This window comes from Streptomyces sp. NPDC018263, assembly GCF_055562575.1.
In genome coordinates this window covers 402,561-427,191 of record NZ_JBVHFA010000003.1, presented here as the reverse complement: position 1 = coordinate 427,191, position 24,631 = coordinate 402,561, and the positions used below count along the sequence as shown (strand labels likewise).

Here is a 24,631-nt window from a genome sequence, read left to right as displayed (position 1 = left end):
AGGATCTTCACCAGCAATGACCGACGAAACCCCCGAGTTCATGCCCGAACCGGTGACCCCGGAGGAGGAGACGGGCGAGACCGTCACCCTCCGGATCGAGCCGGTGGGCCTCGACGCCGAGATGCAGCGCTCCTACCTCGACTACGCGATGTCCGTCATCGTGTCGCGTGCGCTGCCCGACGTCAGGGACGGCCTCAAGCCCGTCCACCGCCGTGTGCTGTACGCGATGTACGACGGCGGCTACCGTCCCGACCGCGGCTTCTACAAGTGCGCGCGCGTCGTCGGCGACGTCATGGGTAACTACCACCCCCACGGCGACAGCTCGATCTACGACGCCCTGGTCCGCCTCGCCCAGCCGTGGGCGATGCGGATGCCGCTCGTCGACTCCAACGGCAACTTCGGCTCGCCGGGCAACGACCCCGCGGCGGCCATGCGCTACACCGAGTGCAAGCTGGCGCACCTGTCGATGGAGATGGTCCGCGACATCGACGAGGACACCGTCGATTTCAAGGACAACTACGACGGCCGCTCCCAGGAGCCGACCGTCCTGCCCGCCCGCTTCCCCAACCTGCTGATCAACGGCTCGGCCGGTATCGCGGTCGGCATGGCGACCAACATCCCGCCGCACAACCTCCGTGAGGTCGCGGCCGGCGCCCAGTGGCACCTGGAGCACCCGGAGGCGTCGCAGGAGGAGCTGCTGGACGCCCTCATCGAGCGCATCAAGGGCCCGGACTTCCCGACCGGCGCGCTGGTCGTGGGCCGCAAGGGCATCGAGGAGGCGTACCGCACCGGGCGCGGCTCCATCACGATGCGCGCGGTGGTCGAGGTCGAGGAGATCCAGAACCGGCAGTGCCTGGTCGTCACCGAGCTGCCGTACCAGGTGAACCCCGACAACCTGGCGCAGAAGATCGCCGACCTGGTGAAGGACGGCAAGATCGGCGGCATCGCCGACGTCCGCGACGAGACGTCGTCCCGCACCGGTCAGCGTCTGGTGATCGTCCTCAAGCGGGACGCGGTCGCCAAGGTCGTGCTGAACAACCTGTACAAGCACACCGAGCTGCAGACGAACTTCGGCGCCAACATGCTGGCCCTGGTCGACGGGGTGCCGCGCACGCTGTCGCTGGACGCGTTCATCCGCCACTGGGTGACGCACCAGATCGAGGTCATCGTCCGCCGGACCCGGTTCCGGCTGCGCAAGGCCGAGGAGCGCGCGCACATCCTGCGCGGTCTGCTGAAGGCCCTGGACGCCATCGACGAGGTCATCGCGCTGATCCGGCGCAGTGAGACCGTCGAGATCGCCCGCGGCGGCCTGATGGACCTCCTCGCGATCGACGAGATCCAGGCCAACGCCATCCTCGAGATGCAGTTGCGCCGGCTGGCCGCGCTGGAGCGCCAGAAGATCGTCCAGGAGCACGACGAGCTCCAGGCGAAGATCAACGAGTACAACCGCATCCTCGCCTCCGAGGAGCTGCAGCGGCAGATCGTCCACGACGAGCTGGCGACCATCGTCGAGCGGTTCGGCGACGACCGGCGCAGCACGCTGGTGCCCTACGACGGCGACATGTCCATCGAGGACCTGATCGCCGAGGAGGACATCGTCGTCACCGTCACGCGCGGCGGCTACATCAAGCGCACCAAGACGGACGACTACCGGGCGCAGAAGCGCGGCGGGAAGGGGGTGCGGGGCGCGAAGCTGAAGGAGGACGACATCGTCGACCACTTCTTCGTCTCCACCACGCACCACTGGCTGCTGTTCTTCACCAACAAGGGCCGGGTCTACCGCGCCAAGGCGTACGAGCTGCCCGACGCCGGCCGGGACGCGCGCGGCCAGCACGTGGCCAACCTGCTCGCCTTCCAGCCGGACGAGGCGATCGCGGAGATCCTGGCGATCCGTGACTACGAGGCGGCGCCGTACCTGGTGCTGGCCACGAAGGCGGGCCTGGTCAAGAAGACCCCGCTGAAGGACTACGACTCGCCGCGTTCCGGCGGTGTCATCGCCATCAACCTGCGCGCGAGCGAGGACGGCACGGACGACGAGCTGATCGGCGCGGAGCTGGTCTCCGCCGACGACGACCTGCTCCTCGTCAGCCGGAAGGCGCAGTCGATCAGGTTCACCGCGTCGGACGACACGCTGCGCCCGATGGGCCGTGCCACCTCCGGTGTGAAGGGCATGAGCTTCCGCGAGGGCGACGAGCTGCTCTCGATGAACGTGGTGCGGCCGGGTACCTTCGTCTTCACCGCGACCGACGGCGGTTACGCCAAGCGGACGCCCGTGGACGAGTACCGGGTGCAGGGACGTGGCGGTCTGGGCATCAAGGCTGCCAAGATCGTGGAGGACCGGGGCTCGCTCGTCGGCGCGCTGATCGTCGAGGAGAGTGACGAGATCCTCGCCATCACCCTCGGCGGCGGTGTGATTCGTACGCGCGTCAGCGGGGTCAGGGAGACGGGCCGTGACACCATGGGCGTCCAACTGATCAACCTGGGCAAGCGCGATGCCGTGGTCGGTATCGCTCGCAACGCCGAAGCGGGGCGTGAGGCGGAGGAGGTCGACGGCGAGATCGTCGTCGACGAGACCGTCGAGGTCACCACGATCGCCACGGACGAGGGTGAGGCGCCCTCGGCCGAGTAGCACGAGGAGTGAATCACGTGAGCGGAGCCACGGACGCCGGATCGGCCGGTACCTCCACGGGTACCAAGACGGACGGCGGCGGCCGTGGCTCCGCCGCGCAGGCGGCCTCCGCCGATGCTCCTTCTGCCTCTACTCCTGATTCTTCGAGTTCCCAGGGGGGAACCGTGACGGACACCCGTGGCGCGCAGGCCAGGGCCGGTGCGACCGAGGGCATGGCGGCCTCCCCGCTGCCCGGTGAGCGCGGCCCCGAACAGTCGGCCGGGCCCTACCACCCGCCGCAGGCGTACGCGGCCCAGCCGCCGGCCGGTGCGGTACGGCGTCCGCGCACGGGGGTGGGCACGGCGCCGCGCACCCGCAAGGCGCGGCTGCGGGTGGCCAAGGCGGACCCGTGGTCGGTGATGAAGGTCAGCTTCCTGCTCTCCATCGCGCTCGGCATCTGCACGATCGTGGCGTCGGCGGTGCTGTGGATGGTGCTGGACGCGATGGGCGTGTTCTCCACCGTGGGCGGCACGATCTCCGAGGCGACGGGGGCCACCGAGGCGACCGGGTTCGACCTCCAGTCCTATCTCTCGCTGCCGCACGTCCTGATGTTCGCGACGATCATCGCGGTCATCGACGTCGTGCTGGCCACGGCCCTGGCGACCCTCGGTGCCTTCATCTACAACCTCTCCGCGGGCTTCGTGGGCGGCGTCGAGCTGACCCTGGCGGAGGACGAGTGAGGGTGCCTCCCGGCCCGGTTGACGATCCCCCGACAACCGATTTTGGGACTGCCCCTGTCGTGCGCTAATCTTCAGGAGTCAGCGCGCGGGACACACCCCGCGAAGCGGGCGGGGCTATAGCTCAGTTGGTTAGAGCGCATCCCTGATAAGGATGAGGCCACAGGTTCAAATCCTGTTAGCCCCACATTCTGAAAGACCCCCGGTCGATACCGACTGGGGGTCTTCGGCGTTCCCGGAAGTTTCGCTCGCCCAGGTTCGCAAGGCGCAGGTTCGAGGGCCGGCGCACGTAAAAGACCCGATCGCTGGCGACGGGGGATGCACCAGCGATCGGGCTATGGCCAAGGGTAACAAGGTTGGGGGCGTTGCGGGGCCAACGGGGTTGATCGGTGGGGGAGTTGGCTGATCTTGGTGGGTCAGCGGGGGCACGGGGGGTCGTAGGAGAGGCGGGGGAGGTACTCGTGCCACTTCTGGGGCGTGAGGACATTCCGGGTGACCGCGCAGATGTGGCGGACCGCCTCGTCCGCGTCCAGGCTCCACAGCCGTACGGTGTCCGCGCCGCTGGAGACGCCGAGGACATGGCTGCCGGGGCTGAAGGCGAGGAAGTTGCCCGTCTTGGCGTAGGGGCTCATCGACTGGCCGATCGGCGCCGCCGAGCCGGGGTGGGTGACGTTCCAGAGCCGTACGGTGTTGTCGTTGCCGCCACTGGCCAGGGTGCGGCCGTCGGCGTTGAAGGTCAGCGAGGTCACCGACTCGGTGTGGCCGGTGAGGGTGCGGCCGATGGGCGCGGCCGAGCCGGGGTCGGTGACGTCCCAGAGGCGGACCGTGTCGTCGTCCCCGCCGCTCACCAGGGTGCCGCCGTCCGGGCTGTACTCCAGCGCGTTGACGGGGCCCGAGTGGCCGGTGAGCGGGCGGCCGCGCAGGACCGGGCGGCCCGGATCGGTCACCTTCCACAGCCGGATCGTGCCGTCCGCGCTGCCGCTGGCCAGGGTGTGCCCGTCCGGGGTGAACTCCAGCGCGTTGATGTACCCCCGGTGTCCGGCCAGGGGTGGTCCGTAGGGGACGGGACGCGCGGGGTCGGCGACGTTCCACAGCCGGAACCGGTGGTCGTCGTAGGCGGTGGCCAGGATGCGGCCGTCGGGGCTGAAGGCGAGCGCGTCGGAGCCCATGAAGCGGGTCATCAACGTGAGCGGCGGCCCGGCGACCACCGGACGGGCGGGGTCGGACACGTTCCACAGGTACACCGAGCGGTTCCCCGTCAGCACGGCCAGCGTGCGGCCGTCCGGGGCGAACATCAGGGTGCGCTGCCCGCCGTCCGCCGGCATAAACGGCGCGCCCAGCGCCACCGGCCGCCCCGGCTCCGTCACCCGCCACAGCCGGACCCGGCCGTCGCGCGCGGCCGTGGCCAGCACCTTCCCGTCCCCGCGGAACGCGGCGCTGCGCCCGGTCATGTCAGAGGTCGGCACCGCCCACAGCCGGGCCCGGCCGTCCCCGCTGCCGGTGGCGAGGGTACGGCCGTCCGGGCTGAACCCCAGCGCGTACATCTCCCCGCTGCTTCCCGCGAGCGGCTCGCCCACCTGGGACGGCGAGGCGGGGTCGGTGACGTTCCACAGGCTGGCCGTGGAGTCGGCGCTGGCCGCCGCGAGCCTGCCCCCGTCCGGGCTGAACGCCACCGACCACACGGGCCCGGTGTGCCCGGTCAGCGGGGAGCCCAGCGGGGCCGGACGGGCCGGGTCGGCCACGTTCCACAGCCGGATGGTGTCGTCCGCGCTGCCGCTGGCCAGCACCTTGCCATTGGGGCTGAACGCCACTGAATGCACCAGATCGGTGTGCCCCCGCAACACCCCGCGCCGGGCCTTGGCATGCCGGGGATCGGCCACGTCCCACAGCCGTACGGTGTCGTCGTCGCCCCCCGAGGCGAGGGTGTGCCCGTCCGGGCTGAAGGCGACCGAGCGCACCGGCGCGCTGTGCCCCCGAAGGGCCGCGAGCGGCTTCGCCCGGCGCGGATCGGCCACGTTCCACAGCCGTACGGTGCGGTCCTCGCCCGCGCTGGCCAGGGTGCGGCCGTCCGGGCTGAACGCGACGAGGTAGATCGTGCCGTGGTGGCCCGCCAGCGGCGCCCCCAGGGACTCGGGGTGCGCGGGGTCGGTCACGTCCCAGAGGCGGACCGTGCCGTCGTCGCCCGCGCTGGCCAGGGTGTGCCCGTCCGGGCTGAACACCGCGCTGCTCACCCAGGACCGGTTCGCGTGCAGCGGGGCGCCCAGCGGCCTCGGACGACCTCGGTCGGCGACGTTCCACAGGCGGACGGTGCGGTCGTAGCTGGCGGTGGCGAGGGTCTTGCCGTCGGGGCTGAAGGAGGTCAGGTAGACGGCGCCGGTGTGGCCGGTCAGCGGGGTGGCGAGCGGGGCGTTCACCACGGAGATCAGCCTGCTGTAGGCGCCCTCGTCGTCCGGGCGCAGCCGGTGCGCCACGAGGTCCAGGCCCGCCGCGAGCGAGGGGTCGGTGTGCTGGACCCGGTCGGCCTCCGCGAGCACCTGCTCGAACACCGCGTCGTTCCGCTGCTGCCAGGCCACCACCGCGGCGCCCGCCGCCAGCACCGCCAGCACGGTGAGCGCGGCCACGGCCGCCCTGCTGATCAGCACCGTGCGCTTGCGCAGCCGTACCGAGGCGGCCAGGAAGTCCAGCGCGCCCCGCGTCAGATAGGTGTCCCCGGCCGACTCCGCCCAGCCGCGCGCCTGCTCCAGGCGCGAGCCCCGGTACAGCAGGGAGCTGTCACGCTCGGAGTCCTCCCAGGCCCGGCCGTCCTCCTCCAGCCGCTGGCGCAGCAGATGGTCGCCCCGGTTGTCGTCGATCCAGTGCCGCAGCCGGGGCCAGGCGTGCAGCAGCGCCTCGTGGGTGATCTCCACCGTCTCCGCGTCGAGGGTGACCAGCCGGGCGCGGACCAGCGCCTCCAGCGACTCCTCGGTCTTGTCCGGGTCCGCGGACTCCTGGGCCAACTGACGCCGGGTGCCGCGCCTGCGGGTGGCCTGGGTGTCCTCGCCGAGCCGGACCAGGCGCAGCAGAAGCAGCCGGGCGGCGGTGCGGGCGGCCGGGTCGAGCCCGGACCAGGCCCGCTCGGCGGTGGCCGCGACCGCGCCCTGGATGCCGCCGGCCGAACGGTATCCGGCGACGGTGAGCCGGCCGGCCTTGCGGCGCTGCCAGGTGGCGAGCAGGGCGTGGGAGAGCAGCGGGAGCACGCCCGCGTCATGGGCGCCGCGCGGGCCGTCGGCGCTGACCTCGCGGACGATCAGCTCGGTCAGGCCCGCCTCCAGCTCCAGTCCCACCGCCCGCGCCGGTCCGTTCACCGCCTCGCGCAGTTCGGCGGTGGTCAGCGGGCCGAGCACCATGTGCCGGTGCTGGAGGGCGTCGGCGAGTTCGGGGTAGCCGAGGCACTCCTCGTAGAAGTCGGCGCGGATGCCGAGGACGACCTGGACGGGGGCGGGGCCCGTCGGTCCGGGGGTGCAGGCGGCGTGCAGGAACTGGACGAAGGCCCGGCGGTCGGCCTCGCTCGGGCAGAGGGTGAAGGTCTCCTCGAACTGGTCCACGATCAGCACCGGCCGGGCCGTCCCGCGGGCGGCGGCCACCGGGGCCTCGGGTGAGGAGCGGGGTCCGGGGACGGTGGCGGTGCCCGGGGGCCGCCGGCCGTGGGCCCACTCGGCGACCGCCTCCCGTATCGCCCCGGCGGCCGGGCTCCGCTCCTCCTCCCCGGCGGCCCGCGCCTCGGCGGCGAGCGGGGCGAGGGCGGGGACCAGGCGGGCCAGTTCCCCCAGCGGGTCGGCGCCCGGCACGAGCTGGAGGACCGTGTGCGCGCCCTCCTCCAGGGCGGGAACCAGGCCGGCGTTGAGGAGGGAGGACTTCCCGGCGCCCGAGGCACCGACCAGCATCACCAGTCCCCCGCCGCGCTCGGCGGACCGCATCTGGGCCACCAGCGCCTTCGTGCCCCGCTCCCGGCCGAAGAACCAGCGGGCGTCCTCCTGCCGGTAGGAGGCGAGGCCACGGTACGGGCAGACGGGAGTCTCGGCCGGAGGGGGTTCGGCGGCCGGGCCCTCGGGGCGTTCGCCCACCGGGTCGGCCAGGGCGCGTTCCCACAGCCGCTGCCACTGGGCCAGGTCGTACAGCCCGCTGGAGACCGGGGTGGGGCTGGCGCGGCGGGCCTCGGGGATGAGGATCTGGAGGACGGCGGCCAGGGCGGCGAACTGGGCGGGCGCGTTCTTGGCCCGCCGCCAGTCGCTGATGCGCTGCGCGGAGACCCGTACCGGACGGCCCCGCTCGTCCACCCGCTGGAGCCGGACGACCGCCTCCGAGACGCTTTTCAGGGGCGGATTCCCGGCTTCCCTGTACAGCAGGGCGAGGCGTTCGGCGAAGGCTGTGCGTGCCCCTGAGTCGGAACCCAAGGTCCCACCCCTCACTTCCCCCATCTGATGCGTCCGGACCGGAAAACTCACCCTATACGGCTGACCTGCGGGAAAGCCCTGGTTCGGTGGTCCGGATCTCCTCGCCGGTTGCCACAGATGGCAGGATCGCATCGCGGTAGCGGAGCTGTCACACACCGTTCGGACAGGCCATCGGGCCCGGTTGGCGGGCCGGCCTCGCCGGGCGCCGAACGTTCTCGGTCAAAGTTCGCCGGAAGCGCCGTCACGGCGTGGCGGAACGCCCCGAGAGCCAGGGGCGCACCGGCACGGCCCGGGACGAAGACCCCCCGCTCCGTTCGGTACCGGTCCCCACGAGGGGAGGGACCGGTACCGGACGGGCGGTGGCACCGCCGGTTCGGGCGGGTTCCGCGCGGGCAGGGTCGTGGGTGAGTCCGGGGCCGCCCGGGCGGGCAGGGGAGGACGGATGAAGGTGTCCGTGGACCGGGAGGTCTGTTACGGCTCGGCCGAGTGCGCGTACCGCGCTCCCGAGGTATTCGACTTCGTCGACGGGTACGGCGTGGTCAGGCCGGGCCGGGAGGATTCCGGGGACGATCCGCTGGTGCGCGAGATCGTGGAGAAGTGTCCCTCGCAGGCCGTGCTGCTGGGGGAATGAGGCGGGCGGGCGGACGCGGTGCGGGCCCCCAGGCCGGTGGCCGGGGGGCTTTCCGTGTCGACGGTCGGGTACGCAAGTCGCCAGTGTGTCGAGACGTCCGCGGTGCTGGATGCCTGCCGGGGGCTCGGCGGTCTCAGCAGGTCTGCCGTGGTGCTCGGCAGGCTCAGCAGTCCAGGTGGGACGCGTACTGCTCGGTGCTCTCCTGCCGGTGCGTGGTCTCGGTGCGGTCCGGGGCGTTGACGCGGTGCGGGGCGAGGGCGCCCGCTTCCCGTCCGGCCAGTGAGCGGTGCCGGCAGTTGGGGGACTTTCCGTGGGCCTCGGCCCGGATGCGCTGCTTCATCGTGGGGGGCAGGGACCTGGCCTGTGGCCAGATCTGGTGGCTGACGGCCGCCGGTGCCTCCGGTGTGCTGTGCTCCGTGCTGCCGTGACTCGGGCTCTCGCTCTTGGCGGAGGCGACCGGGGCGGTCGCGGTGACGAGTCCGAGCGCCGTGCACAGCGCGAGGAAGGCGGTGACGATGGCGGTCCACAGCGTCATGACCTTGTTCCTGGCCATGGCCCCTCACTTTCAGGTTGGGCGATTTGCGTACTTTCCTCATGATGTGTATGTGGGCGGCGAAGTGGTGGACCGACGCCCGTGGCGCGTCGATGTTCAGATGAACACCACTCGGATGGGCGCAAGGAGGTGGAAAACCCCTGAAACTGCCTCTTAACGGGAGAAACGCAACCCTCTGTGCGGGTGTGATCACCCTCCGATCGCAACGGCTCCGGGCCGTCGGGAGACGGGAGTTGGGGGCCCGGCGCAGGTCACCGATCGGTCTCGGCCGGTGTGTATAGTCGGGCGCCAGAGGTCCCCTACGTCAACGAAAGACGAGGTCGCGCGGTGAAGAAGCTGCTCCTGGTCGCACTGGCCGCCATCGGCGGTCTCCTTGTGTACCGCCAGATCCAGGCGGATCGCGCCGAGCAGGACCTGTGGACGGAGGCCACCGACTCCGTGCCCACCGGTTCCTGAAACCCCGGCACCACTTCTCTGAACGAACCCCGGTCGCTCGAGCGGCCGGGGTTCTGTGTTGCCGGACCCCGGAACGTGAGGTACGCCTCGTCCCGGAGAGCACCGGTGTTTCGGACGGCCGAGCGAAAACCCTGATGGCGCAAGCGGTACCGGGCAGGATGGGCCCCGGCGCGGTGACCTAGGGGCAGGGGGCGGCTGATGCGGCGGGGGTTGCGGAACGCGGTACGGGCACTGTGCGCGGGGGCGGTGGTGTGGGCCCTCGCCGGGACGCCCGCGGTGGCCGCGCCGGACGGGTTCGCCTTCACGCCGGGTGCCGAGAACGTCGCCGGGTCTGCGGACACCGCCGGGGCGAAGTCGCTCCAGCCCGGCCACACCTACCGCAGCTCGCTCCCCGCGCGCGGCCGGCTCTACTACCGGCTCACCCTCACCGCCACGGCGAACGCCTACGTCCCCGTCACCGCCGTACCCCCGCGCGGCGCGACCGTCGCCGCCACGGACGGCATCCGGGTCTCGCTCCAGGACGCCGACGGCAACCCCTGCTTCTACTCCTCCGCCTCCTTCGGCGCCGGACTCAGCCCCCGGCCCGTCACGGCCGTCGGCCAGCGGGACACCGGCAGGTCGCTGTGCCAGAGCGCCGCCGTGTACTACCTGCTGGTGGAACGGCTGGACGCCAAGAACTCCGACCCCGGCCGCTGGGACCTGGAGCTGGCCCCCGCCACCGAGCCCGGCCTCGCCACAGCCGTTCCCACCACTCCGCCCGGCTTCTGGAACTCCGCCACGCCCCAGCCGCCCGGTGACGCCCCGCACGAGAGAAGGGGAGGCGGGGGCTTCTCTTCCGCCCGCCTGCTCGGCCAGGGCGTCTGGCGCACCCGTCTCGCCCCCGGCGACACCCTCTTCTACAAGGTGCCGGTCGACTGGGGGCGCCAGGTGCACGCGGGTGCGGAACTGGCCGCCGCCACCTTTGGCCACGGCTACGTCGGCGGCGCCCTCACCCTCTCCCTCCTCAATCCGGCCCGCGGCCCGGTCGACGACGCGGCCCTCGGCTACACGGGAACCCGCCACGCGGTGTCCCTGGCCCCGGTCCCCCCGGTCGAGTACGCCAACCGTTACGCGGTGCCGAGCGGTGAGAGCGGGGTCCGCTTCGCGGGCGACTACTACCTGGTCCTCCACCTCAGCGAGCGCCTGGCCGGCTCCTTCGGCAACGGCCCCTTCGAGGTGACCCTCCGGGTCCGGCTGGACGGCACGGCCCACGCCGGCCCGAAGTACCAGGGCCACACGGAGCCGACGGGCCTCTTCACGGTGAGCACGGGGGACTGGGACCCGGCTGCGAGCGGGAACACCGGGGGCGGTGATCCGACGATGCGGGTGCTGGCCTACGGCGGGCTGGGGGCCGGTACGGCGCTGGTGCTGGGGCTGGGGGCGTGGACGCTGCTGGCTCGGCGGGCTCGGGTGGGCGCCGGAAGGGCGTAGTGCAGGCGGGCGGCTGCCTTACCGCCGCGAGCCCTGGTGACGCGGGCGCTGCCGCACCGGCGGGCTCGGTGGCGGTACGCAGCCGTACGGCAGGTCGCCGCGGGCTCTGGGTGCCGGGCGGCCGGCCGTCTCAGACGCGGGCCAGTGCCCAGAAGCCGACGGCGTAGCAGACCAGGGCCAGCAGCAGGACCGGGACGGCGACCTTGGCGGAGGGACCCGGGCGGGGGCGGGAGCGGGCGCGGTGGCTGGGGGTGCGGGGGGTCTCGTCGCCAGAGGTTCGGGGGTCGCGGGTGGTGTACGCGGCGGTGTGGGGGTCGGTCGTGGGCCGGGGTGGCGGTGGGGGCGGGAGATGGAAGCTGCCGGTGTCGGACATCGCCGGGGTGGGGACGGCCGGGGGCCGGGCGCCCAGGCCGGCGGTCGGGGAGGAGACGGGCAGCGGGGCGTCGGTCGTCGTGCCGCTGGTGTCCGGTGCGCCGACGGGACGGTTTCCCCAGCGGGCGTCCACGGCGGGAGCGGGTTTGTGGGGGCCGTCGGGGCCGAAGCCGGGGGGTAGCGGGCCGAGCTGGTCGAAGATTTCGATCGGCTCGTCGTCGGGGCCGGGCTCCGGGAGGAGTTCGCGGGCGGCGGCGAGGGCCTTGCGGGCGCCCGTTGCGGTGCGGAAGCGGGCGGCGGGGTCGGGCTGGAGCATGGTGGCGATCACCTGCCACAGCGGCTCGGGCACCCGGGTGGGCGCGCCCGGCGTCCCGTGCTCCAGGAAGTACCGGACGATCTCCTTGCCGTCCGGCTTGGCCCCCTCCAGCAGATACAGGGCGACCAGCCCCACGGCGAACAGGTCACCGGGGTAGTCGGGTTCGGCCCCCAGTAGTTGCTCGGGCGCCAGATAACCCGGCGTGCCGACCACGAGGTTGGTCTCGGTCAGCCGGGGCTCCCCGAACCGCATGGCGATGCCGAAGTCGGACAGCCGCAGCCGGGGCCGGCCGGTGCCGGTGGCCTCCAGCAGCACGTTGGCGGGCTTGATGTCCCGGTGGACGACCCCCTCGGCGTGCACCGCGTCCAGGCCGGACAGCAACTGGTCCAGCAGGGTGCAGACGAACACCGGCGGAAGAGGGCCGTAGTCGTTGATCAGATGGACCAGGGAGCCACCGGACACCAGGTCCATGGTGAACAGGACCTGGTCGTCGTCGGCCGCCCAGCTCGCCGGTGCGAGCACATGCGGATGATCGATGCGCAGCGCCTGCTCGCGCACGAAGCGCAGCAGGGTGTGGGCGTCGCGCTGCTGAAGCACCTTGGCGGCGACATAGCGCCGTCTGCGGTGGTCCCAGGCGCGCCATACCGCGCCCACACCGCCACGCCCGATCGGGTCGGCCAGCTCGTACCGCCCCGCGAAGACCTCGCCCATGACCGTGCGGCTCCTCCCCCTGGTGCGCTGCCCCGGCCGTAGGGCCGGGCCCGGTGCCGGACCCCCTCCGGACCGGGCCGGGGGTCAGCTCTGGTGGGACTGGTAGTGCGCGACCGCGTCGGCGGTGCGGCCCGCGCCGTAGACCCGGAGGAACTCTGCCAGTTCGGGGTGGGTCGGGGCGAGGGTGTCCGCCGCGTCGATGATGTCCCCGGCGGCGGCGACGGAGCGCAGCAGCGACTGGATCTCGCGCACGACCCGCTTGACCGTGGGCGCGCCCGAACTGCTCGTCGTCGTGGTGGTGTTGCTCAGCACCGAGCCCCCTTGGGACTTCTTGATCTCGTCCATGCGGTCGGTCGCCTCAGCCGCGCTCACACTGCCGTCGGCCACCTGCGCGGCCAGCTCCTGCAGCAACTGCACCCGCTGCACCACCGCGGGGTTGCCGATCTTGGCCCGCTGGCCGCTCATGAGCTGCGACAGCATCGGAGCCGACAGCCCCAGCGCGGCGGCGAGCCGGGCCTGATTGAGCCCGAGATCGTCGATGAGCTTACGGAAGAGCGCCCCCAACGGCTCCCCGTACCAGTTCCGCTGGAGCTCCCGCGCTCTCGCGGTGGCTTCCTGCTGTGCGGCATCCATTGCGTCTCCCCATCGCTTCCCCAGAAACCGTGGTTCGCTGACGCGAACCACGTCGAGCATCCTACGGAGCGGGGTGATTCGCGGGGACCCCCAATCTTTTTGCGGGATACGGGGGGTGAACCGGTACTCTGGTCTGCGACGCCCGCCAGGAGCCCGTCCTCCCGTCGGCTGTCCCCTTCCGGGGCCTTAGCTCAGTTGGTAGAGCGCTGTCTTTGCATGGCAGATGTCAGGGGTTCGACTCCCCTAGGCTCCACAAGAAAAACCCCCTCCGACCTGCGGAAGCGCAGTGCGGAGGGGGTTTTTGTTGTGCTGGCGGGGGGGTCGGGGGGTGGCGGGGGCTGTTTCACGTGAAACAGCTTGGGGTGAGCGTGACTTGGGGGGGCGGGTCAGCGGTTCTCGTCGCCCTCGATGTCGTCCTCGACCTGCTTCGCCTGGACCTCGGGGTCCAGGACGGAGGGGCCGGTGCCGTCGACCGAGTGGAGGCGGGCCGCGTCCGGCATCTCGGTGGCGGCCGGGGGCTCGACCAGCCAGTCCGGGTTGGCCTGGCGGTCCCACCACTGCCAGGCGGCGTAGGCGCCGCCCGCGAGCAGGCTGGCCAGTGCCACGTACTTCAGCGCCCGGCCGGTGCGGCCGCGACGCTCGTTGCGGCGGGCCAGCTTCTGGATCTCCTTGGCCGACACATTGCCCCGCAGCGCGACCAGGGCGGCGGCGCTGCGCGCTGCGGCCTCGTCGTACACCGGGGTGGCGGCGGCCACGGCCTGCTCGATCCGGGGGCGGGAGTACTCCGCCGCCTGCTTGGCGGCCTTTCGGGTCAGCTTGGCGGCGTCCTGCGCTGCCTGATCGACCTTCGGCGGCACGTGGGAGAGCGCTCGCTCCACCTGCGGGGCGAGCTTGGCGTCGTACTGAAGGCGGGCCTGGTCGGCCGCCTGCGAGACCACGGGCGCCAGCCGTACACGTGCCTCCTGCGTGTAATGAGCGGCACGCTCCTTGGCCGTGTCGGCATAGGGCGCCACCACGTCCGCTGCGTGCAGCACGCTGTCCTTGGCCGAACCGGTCGCGGCGCGCACGCTGTCGATGCGGGTCACGGGAACCTCCTCCTCGGTGGCGGTACGGTATTTCGACTGTCCACCCTGTTACGGATCATGCCTGTCGGTGGCCCACACAGCATGTGTGGACGGGCATACGGGTGCCGATCTCTGGCGAAGTGGTGAAATACGGGCAACCGGCCCCGCCGACGACCCTGCCACGATTCGCCGCCGGTCGCCGCCCAAACGGGCCGAACTCGCCGTCACCCGCCCGGTTCCGGGCCGCCTGGAGCGTGCGAGGATCGGGGGCGAACGGAAAGACAACGGAAGGCAGATCGTGGCCGAGCAGCTTTACGCCACCCTGAAGACCAACCACGGCGACATCAAGATCAGGCTGTTCCCGAACCACGCGCCGGCCACGGTCAAGAACTTCGTCGAGCTGGCCCGGGGCGAGCGCTCCTGGAAGCACCCGGCGACCGGCGTCGAGAGCACCGACCGGCTCTACGACGGCACCACCTTCCACCGGGTGATCAGCGGCTTCATGCTCCAGGGCGGCGACCCGCTCGGCACCGGCATCGGCGGCCCCGGCTACCAGTTCCCGGACGAGTTCCACCCCGACCTGTCCTTCAACAAGCCCTACCTGCTCGCCATGGCCAATGCCGGGCCGGGCACCAACGGCTCGCAGTTCTTCATCACGGTCTCCCCGACCACCTGGCTGAACCGCAAGCACACCATCTTCGGCGAGGTCGCCGACGCGGCCGGCCAGAAGGTCGTCGACGCCATCGCCGCCGTCCCCACGGGCCGCAACGACCGTCCTCTCGAGGACGTGGTGATCGAGTCCGTCGTGGTGGAGAAGACCGAAGGCTGACCCGCGAGGGGGAAGCCGGCGCGGGGAACCAAATGCCCCGCTCGTCCGTAGGGATGGGCGGGGGCGGCGCCGCGCCCCCGCCAGTGACGACGGACGACGCGAGGGACTAAGGGGATCTCATGGACCAGGCAGCGGCCGACGCCCCGGGCGCCCGCAGCGTGCCCGTCTGCTACCGGCACCCGGACCGCGAGACCGGTGTGCGCTGCACCCGCTGCGACCGGCCGATCTGTCCCGAGTGCATGGTCGACGCCTCCGTGGGCTTCCAGTGCCCCGACTGCGTGCGCGGCGGCACCCCCGCCTCCGGCCATGCGCCGGCCCCCGCCGACAACCGCCCCCGCACCCTCGCGGGCGGCACCCTCACCCGCGACCCCCGCCTGGTCACCAAGGTCCTCATCGGGCTGAACCTGGCCCTCTTCCTGGTCAAGCTCTCCCTGGGTGACGTCTTCACCAACCAGCTCGATCTGATCGGCCGGGCCTACGCCCCCCACCTCACCGGCATCCAGGGCGTCGCCGAGGGGCAGTGGTACCGCCTGCTGACCTCGATGTTCCTGCACAGCGGCTATGTGCACATCCTCTTCAACATGCTCAGCCTGTGGTGGATCGGCGGCCCGCTGGAAGGTGCCCTCGGCCGCGCCCGCTACCTCACGCTGTACCTGGTCTGCGGCCTGGCCGGCGGTGCGCTGACCTACCTCCTGGCCGCGCCGAACCAGCCCTCGCTGGGCGCCTCCGGTGCGATCTTCGGCCTGTTCGGCGCCACCGCCGTCCTGCTGCGCCGCCTGAAGTACGACATGCGGCCGGTCATCGTGCTGCTGGTGGTCAACCTGATCATCACGTTCGGGGTGCCGGGCATCGCCTGGCAGGCGCACATCGGCGGCCTGGTCGCGGGCGTCGTCGTGGGGTACGCGATGATCCACGCGCCGCGCGAGCGACGGGCGTTGATCCAGTACGGGGCCTGTGCGCTGGTGCTCCTGGTGGTGGCCGTTCTCACCCTGGTGAGAACCCTCCAGCTCACCTGAGCCCGAACCGTTGTCCACAGTCTGTGCCCGATCTTGTGCACACTGTGCGGGAACAACCGTGCCCCCTGTCGCTCGGATGAGAATCCGCAGGTCAGACAGGGGGCATTAAGCGGAGCGCCGGTCGTCGGATGGTGTTTCCGGCGTCAACCGGGGATGAGTTATCCACAGATCGTATTCCTTTTCCCCAGGGGGGTGTGGATACTTCGTTGGCCTGTGGATAACTCAGTGGAGGGCCGTGGGCAGAGGTAGCCGGAACCGGCTCTGGTGGGCTATGGGCCCGGTCACTTCCACTGGGTGGAGACGCCGAAGCCCGCCGCGATGAAGCCGAAGCCGACGACGATGTTCCAGTTGTCCAGGCTGTCGATCGGCAGCGAGCCGTCGGTCACGTAGAACACCACGATCCACGCCAGGCCGATGAGGAACATCGCCAGCATGACGGGCGCGACCCAGGCGCTGTTGGTGAGCTTGATGGCCTGCGCCTGCTTGACGGGCGGCGGCGTGTAGTCGGCCTTCTTGCGGATACGTGACTTCGGCACGAGGGTCTCTCCTGTCGATGCGCTGCGTGACCGCGCAGGTGTCTGGGTCGAGCTCGGGGCAGCGTACAAGGGGACGGCTGGGGCACACCGAGTGCTCCCCCGGACGTCCGTTAGCGTAGTGCTTCCGTGGCGCCGAAGGAGATAAGGGTACGTTGAGCAATTCTGCCGACTCCCCGGGGACGGGAGCAATGGGTTCCGCCCCGGACCGCCGCCCGCGTTTCCGGCCGGTGCGGATTCTCACCGCCGGTGTCTTCGCGCTGGCCGGCCTCATCTTCGTCACCAGCTTCAACACTGCCAAGGGCACCGACCTGCGCACCGACACCTCGCTGCTGAAGCTGTCGGACCTCGTCCAGGAGCGCAGCCGGAAGAACCAGGGCCTGGACGAGTCCAACGCCACACTGCGGCACAGCGTCGAGTCGCTCGCCGAGGGCGACGACGGCAGCACCCGCGCCCAGGACCGGCGGCTCGGCGTGCTGGAGAAGAGCGCGGGCACCGAGCGGCTCACCGGCAAGGCCGTCACCGTCACCCTCAACGACGCCCCGCCGAACGCCACCGCCAAGCTCCCCGGCTATCCCCCGCCGCAGCCCGACTACCTGGTCATCCACCAGCAGGACCTCCAGGCGGTCGTCAACGCGCTCTGGCACGGCGGCGCCCAGGGCATCAAGGTCATGGACCAGCGGCTGATCTCCACCAGCGCGGTCCGCTGCGTCGGCAACACCCTGATCCTCCAGGGCCGCGTCTACTCACCCCCGTACAAGATCACCGCCGTGGGGGACCCGGAGCGGCTGAAGCAGGCGCTCGCCGCGAGCAAGGCGATCCAGAACTACATGGTGTACGTCAATGTGTACGGCCTGGGCTGGGACGTCGCCGACGAGGGCACCGTCACCCTGCCCGGCTACACCGGCACCGTCGACCTGCACTACGCGACGCCCGTGAAGTAGGCGCGCCTCGAGCGGCCGCGCCTCACCCGCCGACCGCGTGTTCGCGGTGGGAAACCGTTCCGCCGGTCATTGAGGTGATCGGCGCCCGGCGCCGTATGTCCAGGTGTGCTCCAGGCAGGCCGGTGACGGACCCGGCGCCGTTAGTCTGGTGCCGTACGGCGTGAGTCAGGGGCCGTGGAGGAACGGAAGGGACGGCATGTACGGCTGGATCTGGCGGCATCTGCCGGGCAACGCGTTGGTGAGGGCACTGATCTCGCTCGTGCTCGTCGTGGCCGCGGTCTACGTCCTGTTCCAGTACGTGTTCCCGTGGGCGGAACCGCTGCTGCCCTTCAACGATGTGACGGTGGACAACCAGTGAGCAGCGCCCGGATTCTCGTCGTCGACAACTACGACAGCTTCGTCTTCAACCTCGTCCAGTACCTGTACCAGCTCGGCGCCGAGTGCGAGGTGCTGCGCAACGACGAGGTGACCACCGCGCACGCCCAGGACGGCTTCGACGGCGTCCTCCTCTCGCCCGGACCGGGCACCCCCGAGGAGGCCGGGGTCTGCGTGGACATGGTCCGGCACTGCGCCGCGACCGGCGTCCCGGTGTTCGGCGTCTGCCTCGGCATGCAGTCGATGCAGGTCGCCTACGGCGGGGTGGTGGACCGGGCGCCCGAGCTGCTGCACGGCAAGACCTCGCCGGTGATCCACGAGGGCCGGGGCGTCTTCGCGGGACTGCCGACGCCGTTCATCGCCACCCGGTACCACTCGCTGGCCGCCGAGCCGGCCACCGTGCCGGCCGAGCTGGAGGTCACCGCCCGCACCGAGGACGGGATCATCATGGGGCTGCGCCACCGTGAACTCCCGGTCGAGGGCGTGCAGTTCCACCCCGAGTCGGTGCTGACCGAGCACGGCCACCGGATGCTGGCCAACTGGCTCGCCGAGTGCGGCGACCGGGACGCGGTGGCGAGGTCGGCGGGGCTCGCCCCGGTGGTGGGCAGGGCCACGGCGTGACCACCCCGCGCCCGGAACGCGAGGACGCGTACGGCGGGGCGCCGTACGGGTCCTACGGTCCGGCGTTCGTGGGCGCGGGCGATCCGGGGACGGCGCGGAGGCCGGCCGTCGACGACTACAGCGGCTACGACGCGTACCCGGACGGCCCCGAACTCCCCCTGGACGACCGGACGATGGCGCTCCGGGTACCCGGTGCGGCGGAGGGCGCGTACGGCTCGCTGAGCGCCTCCGCGGGCGCTGTGGGCGCCGGGGGAGCCACCGGGGGGCGCGCGGCCCGCAGGAAGGCCGCCAAGCGGGGCGGCGGGCGGCGTGGGGCCGAGGCTCCGGCCGCTGCGAACGGTCCGTCGCGGCCGCTGTCACGGGTCGAGGCCCGGCAGCAGGCGCGGGCGCGCAAGCCGGGGGCGGCCGTCATGGTGAGCCGGGCGGTCGGTGAACTCTTCATCACCACCGGTGTGGTCATGCTGCTGTTCGTCACCTACCAGCTCTGGTGGACCAACGTCCGGGCCCACGCCGAGGCCGGCAGCGAGACGAGCCAGCTCCAGGACGACTGGGCGAACGGCAAGCGGGCGCCGGGGGTGTTCGAGCCGGGACAGGGCTTCGCCATCCTGCACATCCCCAAGCTGGACGTGGTCGCGCCGATCGCGGAGGGCGTCAGCAACAAGAAGGTGCTCGACAAGGGGATGATCGGGCATTACGGCGAGGCGCCGCTGAAGACGGCGATGCCGTACGACAAGACCGGCAACTTCGGGCTCGCGGCGCACCGCAACACCCATGGGGAGCCGTTCCGTTACATCAACCGGCTGGTGGCGGGCGACGCCGTGGTGGTCGAGACGCAGGACGAGTACTTCGTGTACAAGGTGGCGTCGATGCTGCCGGTGACTCCGCCGTCCAACACCAGCGTGCTGAATCCGGTGCCGAACGGGTCCGGGTTCACCCGGCAGGGGCGGTACATCACCCTCACCACCTGCACGCCGGAGTTCACCAGCAAGTACCGGCTGATCGTCTGGGGCAAGATGGTCGAGGAACGCCCGCGCAGCAAGGGCAAGCCGGACGCGCTCATCCAGTAGCGGCGGTCCGTCTCACCAGCCGAAGAGCCGAACATGGGCAGGGGATCTGTGGCAGCGACCGCCGACGGCACCGAAGAGCACACGGCCGCGTCCGGCACGGGCGGCGGCCCGCCGCGCGGGCAGGGGCCCATCGCGCGCGCGGTCAGCTTCCTCGGGGAACTCCTCATCACGGCCGGGGTGGTGCTCGGGCTGTTCGTCGTCTACTCGCTGTGGTGGACCAACGTCGTCGCCGACCGGCACGCCGACCGGCAGGCGGACCGGGTCCGGGAGCACTGGGCGAACTCCGCGACCGGTCCCGGCGCGCTGGACACCAAGGACGGCATCGGCTTCCTGCACGTCCCGGCGATGCGCAACGGCGCGGTCCTGGTGGAGAAGGGCACCTCCCCCGACGTGCTCGACGAGGGCGTGGCTGGCTACTACACCGACCCGGCCAAGGCCGTGCTCCCGATGACCGGCAAGAAGGGCAACTTCACCCTCGCCGCCCACCGCGACGGCCACGGCGCCAAGTTCCACAACATCGACAAGGTCCACGAGGGCGACCCGGTCGTCTTCGAGACCAAGGACAAGTGGTACGTCTACAAGGTCTACTCGATCCTCCCGGAGACCTCGAAGTACAACGTCGACATCCTCGCCCAGGTCCCGAAGGAGTCCGGCAAGACGAAGCCGGGCCACTACATCACCCTGACCACCTGCACCCCGGTCTACACCAGCCGCTACCGCTACATCGTCTGGGCAGAACTGGTCCGCACGGAAAAGGTAGACGCCAAACGCACCCCTCCGGCGGAACTCCGCTGATCACCCCTTACGGCCCTCCAGCCGCCGCAACCGCGCGTGATGCGTCCGCAGCCGCTGCTCGATCCGCCCCACCCCGTCCCGCATCGCCACCAGCTCCCGCTGATGCTCACCCGAGGTCTCGATCAACGCGTTGAACATCGGTACGACCGTCTTGCCGAGGATGTGCGCGATCCGCTGATCGATACGGTCGTCCAGCGCGGGGCCGTCGAGCCCGGCACGGGACGCCTGCTCCACATCGAGGAGATACGTGCGCACCCGCCGGGCGACCTCGCTGTCGCGGAGGAGCATGGCGATGTTGAGGACGGCTCGGCGGGAGTAGACCGTGAGGCTCCGACGGGCCTGTGGATAACTTCCCAGCGAGAGTGACACGTTGTCACTCTCGAATTCGCGCAGGTCAGCGCCACGCAGAACGGCCATGCCATTGGCTGTGAGTTCCTCACGGTGCCGACGGGTCAGTTGGCGCACGGCCTCGACGGTGACACCGAAGTAGGTCGCCACCATCGCGGTCGTCACATGCAGGCCGTCCGGAAGCAGGGAGAGGGTCTTCACCCGGTCCAGTACCTCGGTGCGGTCCAGCACGCTGGTGCGCAGCGTCTGGGATTCCAGGAGCACGGTTTCGTCGATCATGCCCTGTCAACGACCTGTGGGCATATGAGGGCACGATCGGAAAACGGGACAGGCCCCCGGCACCTGGGGGTGCTGGGGGCCTGTGGGTTGATCAGTGCGGAGCGGGGGTCAGCCGTTGGGGCCGCCGAAGATTCCGCCGAGGCCGCCTCCGCCGTCGTTGCCCTGGCTGGCGACGACGAGGGTGATGGTGTCGCCCTTGTTGGCCGGGGTGCCGGGCGGGACGCTCTGCGTGAGGACGGTGGCCTTCTCGTCGCCGGCGCCCGGGCCCTGGGCGTTGACCTGGAGGCCGAGGTCCTGGAGGGTCTTGCGGGCGTCCTTCAGGGACGACTGGACCACGTTCGGCACCTGGACCTGCTGCGGGGTGTCGTTCTTGCCGACGCTGATGGAGACCGGGGTGCCCTTCTTGACCTGGCGGCCGATCTCCGGGTTGGTGCCCTGGACCTTGCCGTTCTGGGCCGGGTCGGCCACGGGCTGGTCGTTGCAGGTCGGGACGAGACCCGCGTTCTGGAGGTCGGCCTTGGCCTCGTCGCAGGACTTGCCCCTGACCTCCGGGATGGTGACCTTCTCCTCGGCCTTGGCGACCGTCAGGGTGATCGTGGACCCCTTCTGCACCTGGTTACCGCCGGTGGGGTCCTGGTCGAGGACGTTGTCGGGGGTGTCGCTGGAGACGCGGGTCTCCTTCTTCACCGTGAGCTGGTAGTCGTCGCCTTCCAGCTTCTCCCGCGCCTCGTCGAAGCTGAGCCCGATGACACTCGGGATCGTCACCTTGGGCGCGCCCGTGGAGACGACCAGGTCGATGGTGTCGTTCTTCTTGACGTCCGAGCCCTCCGTGGGGGTCTGCGAACAGATCTTGTTCTTGGGCTGGTTCTCACACGGCTTGCGCGTGATGTCACCCAGCTTCAGATCCGACGCCTCCGCCATCTTCCGGGCGTCCTCGACGGTGTTGCCCACGAAGTTCGGCGCCGCGAACGGCTTGTCGCTCTTGCCGGGGAACATCCACATGCCGATGAGGATCGCGCCGACCAGCACGAGCGCACCCGCGACCGCGAGCAGGATCGTCGAGGTGTTGTTGCTGTTCTTCTTCTGCTGGCGCCGCCGGTCGGGCCGGTCGTCGTAGCCGTAGCCGCCGTCGTCCGGGTTCATCGGCGGGAGCATCGTCGTCGCCCCGGCCGGCTCCTGCCGCAGCGCGGTGGTCGCCTGGTCGTCCGCGTAGCCGTAGCCGACCGTGCTCATGGCCGCGGTCGCGCCGACGGGCTGGCCGTCGAGGCACGCCTCGATGTCGGCGCGCATCTCGTCGGCCGACTGGTAGCGGTAGTTCGGGTCCTTGGTCAGCGCCTTGAGGACGATCGCGTCCATCTCCGGCGTGATCTCGGGGTCGAACACGCTCGGCGGCTGCGGCTCCTCGCGCACGTGCTGGTAGGCCACGGCCACCGGGGAGTCGCCCACGAACGGCGGACGGACGGTCAGCAGCTCGTAGAGCAGGCAGCCCGTGGAGTACAGGTCGGACCGGGCGTCGACCTGCTCGCCCTTGGCCTGCTCCGGCGAGAGGTACTGGGCGGTGCCGATCACGGCCGCGGTCTGCGTCATCGTCATCCCGGAGTCGCCCATGGCGCGGGCGATGCCGAAGTCCATCACCTTGACCTGGCCGTTGCGGGTCAGCATGACGTTGGCCGGCTTGATGTCCCGGTGGACGATGCCGCTGCGGTGGGCGTACTCCAGACCCTGGAGGATGCCGATGGTCATCTCCATCGACCGCTCGGGCAGCAGCTTGCGCCCGGAGTGCAGCAGCTCACGGAGCGTGGAGCCGTCGACGTACTCCATCACGATGTACGGGATCGAGACCCCGTCGATGTAGTCCTCGCCCGTGTCGTAGACCGCGACGATCGCGGGATGGTTGAGCGAGGCGGCAGACTGGGCCTCCCGGCGGAACCGGGCCTGGAAGGACGGATCACGCGCGAGGTCCGCGCGCAGCGTCTTCACCGCCACGGTGCGGCCGAGGCGGGTGTCATGCGCGAGGTAGACCTCTGCCATGCCACCACGGCCGAGTACGTGGCCCAGCTCGTACCGGCCGCCTAGGCGACGCGGCTCTTCCATAGCTACTTACCAGCCCTCTCCGTCGGTCCCGCCCGGCACGGGTGTGCGCGGCCGGAGCTTCCGTCCGGGCCTACCGTACCCGGCTCGCTCTGTGTGACCTGGCCAAGCCGGTAACCCGATACCGGACCGGTATCGCAACGTGCGGCGATGTGAAGGGCACGTGAGCGGGTTCACTTCTTGGAGTTGATGACCGCCTCCATGACCTGCTTCGCGATCGGGGCGGCCAGGCCGCCACCGGAGATGTCGTCGCGGACGGCGTTGTCGTCCTCGATGACCACGGCCACGGCCACCGGCGAGCTGTGGTCGGGCAGCTTGGCGTAGGAGAGGAACCACGCGTAGGGGTTCTCGCTGTTCTTCACACCGTGCTGCGCGGTACCCGTCTTGCCGCCCACCGTCACGCCGTTGATCTGCGCGTTCTTACCGGTGCCGTCCTTGACGACCGTCTCCATCATCGACTGCAGGATCTGCGCGTTGCCCGGCGAGAGCGGCTGGCTCATCTCCTGCGGCTCGTTCTTCTCCACCGGGTCCAGGTTGGAGGACTGGAGGGAGTCGACCATGTACGGCTTCATCAGCTTGCCGTCGTTGGCGACCGCGGAGGCGACCATGGCCATCTGCAGCGGGGTGGCGGCGGTGTTGAACTGGCCGATGGAGGACAGCGCCGTCTGCGAGTCGTTCATGTCCTTCGAGAACACGGAGGCGTTGGCGCGGATCGGCGTGAACTGCTCGGAGTCGAAGCCGAACTTCTTGGCCTCCTCCAGCATCTTCTCGTTGCCGAGGTCGGCGCCGATCTTGCCGAAGACGGTGTTGCAGGAGTACTGGAGCGCGACCCGCATCGTCGCGTCCTTGCAGGGGATGTTGCCCTCGTTCTTCAGCTCGGTCTGCGTGCCGGGCATCACCCAGGGCAGCGGGCTGTCGGTCTGCTGGTCGGCCGAGGAGTACTTGCCGTTCTCCAGCGCCGCAGCGGCGGTGACCACCTTGAAGGTCGAGCCGGGCGGGTAGGTCTCGCGCAGCGCCCGGTTGAGCATCGGGTCGGAGGAGTCGCTCTTCTTCTGGAGCTTCGCCCAGGCCGCGGCGTCGGCGTCACGGGAACCCGCGAAGGACGACGGGTCGTACGAGGGGTACGAGGCCAGCGCGAGGATCTTGCCGGTGGAGGGCTCCAGCGCGACGACCGCGCCCTTGCCGCCCTGGTTCTTCAGCCCGGAGTACGCGGCCTTCTGCGCCGCCGAGTTGAGCGTGGTGACGACGTTGCCGCCCTGCTTTGGCTTGCCGGTCAGCATGTCCAGGGTGTTGCGGAAGAACAGCCGGTCGTCGTTGCCGGTGAGGATGCCGTCGTTGATCTTCTCGAGCTGCGTGCTGTCGAACGCCTGGGAGGAGTACCCGGTGACCGGCGCCCACATGGGGCCGTTCTTGTACGTGCGCTTGTACTTGAAGTCGCCGGCCTTGGTCTCGACGGAACCGGTTATCGGCTCGCCGTCCACGACGATGTCGCCGCGCGGGGAGGCGTAGCGCTCGATGGCGACGCGGCGGTTGTCGGTCGCGGTGCGGAGCTCGTCGGCCTTGACGTACTGGAGCCAGTTGTCGCGGATCAGCAGGGCCAGGACGAGCAGTCCGCAGAAGAGCGCGATGCGGCGCAGGGGCTTGTTCACGTCCGGCCTTTCCACGAGCTGACAGGGACGCCTGTCGCTTCGGTCTCTCGGTGTCGCTGGGGCTGGCCCCCGTCCTTGGCCGCCCACAGTCTAGGGGCAG

21 protein-coding genes and 2 tRNA genes are annotated in these 24,631 nt (G+C 70.8%); 14 read left to right on the top strand and 9 right to left on the bottom strand.

Features of this window, described 5'->3' with window-relative positions; all coding sequences use genetic code 11:
• The first annotated feature begins 16 nt into the window (after nucleotides 1-16).
• From gyrA to ACZ3HQ_RS11065, 3 genes are all read left to right on the top strand, one after another.
• On the top strand, nucleotides 17-2,629 hold the full coding sequence (gene gyrA / locus ACZ3HQ_RS11075; protein ID WP_030805993.1) for a DNA gyrase subunit A: 2,613 nt from the start codon (nucleotides 17-19) through the stop codon (nucleotides 2,627-2,629).
• A 17-nt stretch (nucleotides 2,630-2,646) separates the two neighbouring features.
• Nucleotides 2,647-3,348 carry a DUF3566 domain-containing protein gene (locus tag ACZ3HQ_RS11070; protein WP_467509551.1) on the top strand — a complete coding sequence of 234 codons (702 nt, stop codon included), beginning with the start codon at nucleotides 2,647-2,649 and terminating at the stop codon, nucleotides 3,346-3,348.
• Between the two features lie 110 nt (nucleotides 3,349-3,458).
• Nucleotides 3,459-3,532 (top strand) — tRNA-Ile (locus tag ACZ3HQ_RS11065).
• Between the two features lie 229 nt (nucleotides 3,533-3,761).
• On the opposite strand, the gene ACZ3HQ_RS11060 is transcribed toward ACZ3HQ_RS11065, so the two are convergent.
• The gene (locus ACZ3HQ_RS11060) at nucleotides 3,762-7,802 is read right to left on the bottom strand and encodes an nSTAND1 domain-containing NTPase (protein ID WP_467509549.1); all 4,041 of its coding nucleotides are present in this window, start codon (nucleotides 7,800-7,802) and stop codon (nucleotides 3,762-3,764) included.
• 418 nt (nucleotides 7,803-8,220) lie between these two features.
• Between ACZ3HQ_RS11060 and ACZ3HQ_RS11055 the strand changes: the two genes are divergently transcribed.
• Nucleotides 8,221-8,409, top strand: coding sequence for a ferredoxin (locus ACZ3HQ_RS11055; protein WP_366566742.1), 189 nt, complete (start codon nucleotides 8,221-8,223; stop codon nucleotides 8,407-8,409).
• Between the two features lie 163 nt (nucleotides 8,410-8,572).
• Here ACZ3HQ_RS11055 and ACZ3HQ_RS11050 read toward each other — a convergent pair whose 3' ends face one another.
• Nucleotides 8,573-8,962, bottom strand: coding sequence for a DUF6344 domain-containing protein (locus ACZ3HQ_RS11050; RefSeq protein ID WP_467509547.1), 390 nt, complete (start codon nucleotides 8,960-8,962; stop codon nucleotides 8,573-8,575).
• Between the two features lie 327 nt (nucleotides 8,963-9,289).
• Between ACZ3HQ_RS11050 and ACZ3HQ_RS11045 the strand changes: the two genes are divergently transcribed.
• Nucleotides 9,290-9,418, top strand: a complete 129-nt coding sequence (locus ACZ3HQ_RS11045) for a DLW-39 family protein (protein ID WP_003999697.1) — start codon at nucleotides 9,290-9,292, stop codon at nucleotides 9,416-9,418.
• A gap of 198 nt (nucleotides 9,419-9,616) precedes the next feature.
• Nucleotides 9,617-10,888: a hypothetical protein gene (locus tag ACZ3HQ_RS11040; RefSeq protein ID WP_467509545.1), complete on the top strand. Its 1,272-nt coding sequence runs from the start codon at nucleotides 9,617-9,619 to the stop codon at nucleotides 10,886-10,888.
• Between the two features lie 130 nt (nucleotides 10,889-11,018).
• Here ACZ3HQ_RS11040 and ACZ3HQ_RS11035 read toward each other — a convergent pair whose 3' ends face one another.
• Entirely contained in the window at nucleotides 11,019-12,287 is a 1,269-nt protein-coding gene (locus ACZ3HQ_RS11035) for a serine/threonine-protein kinase (protein WP_467509543.1), read from the bottom strand.
• Nucleotides 12,288-12,371: 84 nt separating this feature from the next.
• Nucleotides 12,372-12,920 (bottom strand): helix-turn-helix domain-containing protein, encoded by a 549-nt coding sequence (locus ACZ3HQ_RS11030; protein ID WP_086695219.1) that lies wholly within the window; start codon nucleotides 12,918-12,920, stop codon nucleotides 12,372-12,374.
• Nucleotides 12,921-13,100: 180 nt separating this feature from the next.
• On the opposite strand from ACZ3HQ_RS11030, the gene ACZ3HQ_RS11025 reads away from it, so the two are divergent.
• Nucleotides 13,101-13,173, top strand: a tRNA-Ala gene (locus ACZ3HQ_RS11025).
• Nucleotides 13,174-13,306: 133 nt separating this feature from the next.
• On the opposite strand, the gene ACZ3HQ_RS11020 is transcribed toward ACZ3HQ_RS11025, so the two are convergent.
• Entirely contained in the window at nucleotides 13,307-14,005 is a 699-nt protein-coding gene (locus ACZ3HQ_RS11020; protein ID WP_467509541.1) for a DUF5324 family protein, read from the bottom strand.
• 277 nt (nucleotides 14,006-14,282) lie between these two features.
• Here ACZ3HQ_RS11020 and ACZ3HQ_RS11015 point away from each other — a divergent pair, with 277 nt between their 5' ends.
• Together ACZ3HQ_RS11015 and ACZ3HQ_RS11010 are read left to right on the top strand one after the other, a co-directional pair.
• Nucleotides 14,283-14,813, top strand: a complete 531-nt coding sequence (locus tag ACZ3HQ_RS11015; protein ID WP_467509539.1) for a peptidylprolyl isomerase — start codon at nucleotides 14,283-14,285, stop codon at nucleotides 14,811-14,813.
• Between the two features lie 119 nt (nucleotides 14,814-14,932).
• Nucleotides 14,933-15,829, top strand: a complete 897-nt coding sequence (locus ACZ3HQ_RS11010) for a rhomboid family intramembrane serine protease (protein ID WP_467509537.1) — start codon at nucleotides 14,933-14,935, stop codon at nucleotides 15,827-15,829.
• Nucleotides 15,830-16,110: 281 nt separating this feature from the next.
• Here the strand turns inward: ACZ3HQ_RS11010 and crgA are convergent, their stop codons facing one another.
• Nucleotides 16,111-16,365 carry a cell division protein CrgA gene (crgA, locus tag ACZ3HQ_RS11005; RefSeq protein ID WP_030805947.1) on the bottom strand — a complete coding sequence of 85 codons (255 nt, stop codon included), beginning with the start codon at nucleotides 16,363-16,365 and terminating at the stop codon, nucleotides 16,111-16,113.
• A gap of 152 nt (nucleotides 16,366-16,517) precedes the next feature.
• Here crgA and ACZ3HQ_RS11000 point away from each other — a divergent pair, with 152 nt between their 5' ends.
• From ACZ3HQ_RS11000 to ACZ3HQ_RS10980, 5 genes are all read left to right on the top strand, one after another.
• Nucleotides 16,518-17,306 (top strand): DUF881 domain-containing protein, encoded by a 789-nt coding sequence (locus ACZ3HQ_RS11000; protein ID WP_467509535.1) that lies wholly within the window; start codon nucleotides 16,518-16,520, stop codon nucleotides 17,304-17,306.
• A gap of 196 nt (nucleotides 17,307-17,502) precedes the next feature.
• Entirely contained in the window at nucleotides 17,503-17,664 is a 162-nt protein-coding gene (locus ACZ3HQ_RS10995; protein WP_030805941.1) for a hypothetical protein, read from the top strand.
• Nucleotides 17,661-18,302, top strand: coding sequence for an aminodeoxychorismate/anthranilate synthase component II (locus tag ACZ3HQ_RS10990; RefSeq protein WP_031179054.1), 642 nt, complete (start codon nucleotides 17,661-17,663; stop codon nucleotides 18,300-18,302). Before ACZ3HQ_RS10995 ends, ACZ3HQ_RS10990 begins: the two co-directional genes overlap by 4 nt.
• A complete protein-coding gene (locus ACZ3HQ_RS10985; protein WP_467509533.1) occupies nucleotides 18,299-19,369 on the top strand; it encodes a class E sortase in 1,071 nt (356 codons plus the stop codon). The genes ACZ3HQ_RS10990 and ACZ3HQ_RS10985 overlap by 4 nt, the downstream gene beginning before the upstream one ends.
• Before the next feature lie 48 nt (nucleotides 19,370-19,417).
• Entirely contained in the window at nucleotides 19,418-20,164 is a 747-nt protein-coding gene (locus ACZ3HQ_RS10980; protein ID WP_467510009.1) for a class E sortase, read from the top strand.
• Here ACZ3HQ_RS10980 and ACZ3HQ_RS10975 read toward each other — a convergent pair whose 3' ends face one another.
• From ACZ3HQ_RS10975 to ACZ3HQ_RS10965, 3 genes are all read right to left on the bottom strand, one after another.
• A complete protein-coding gene (locus ACZ3HQ_RS10975) occupies nucleotides 20,165-20,791 on the bottom strand; it encodes a restriction endonuclease (RefSeq protein WP_467509531.1) in 627 nt (208 codons plus the stop codon).
• 108 nt (nucleotides 20,792-20,899) lie between these two features.
• Complete coding sequence (gene pknB, locus ACZ3HQ_RS10970; RefSeq protein WP_467509529.1) at nucleotides 20,900-22,885, bottom strand: Stk1 family PASTA domain-containing Ser/Thr kinase; 1,986 nt, start codon at nucleotides 22,883-22,885, stop codon at nucleotides 20,900-20,902.
• 170 nt (nucleotides 22,886-23,055) lie between these two features.
• The gene (locus tag ACZ3HQ_RS10965) at nucleotides 23,056-24,531 is read right to left on the bottom strand and encodes a peptidoglycan D,D-transpeptidase FtsI family protein (protein WP_467509527.1); all 1,476 of its coding nucleotides are present in this window, start codon (nucleotides 24,529-24,531) and stop codon (nucleotides 23,056-23,058) included.
• Between the last annotated feature and the right edge of the window lie 100 nt (nucleotides 24,532-24,631).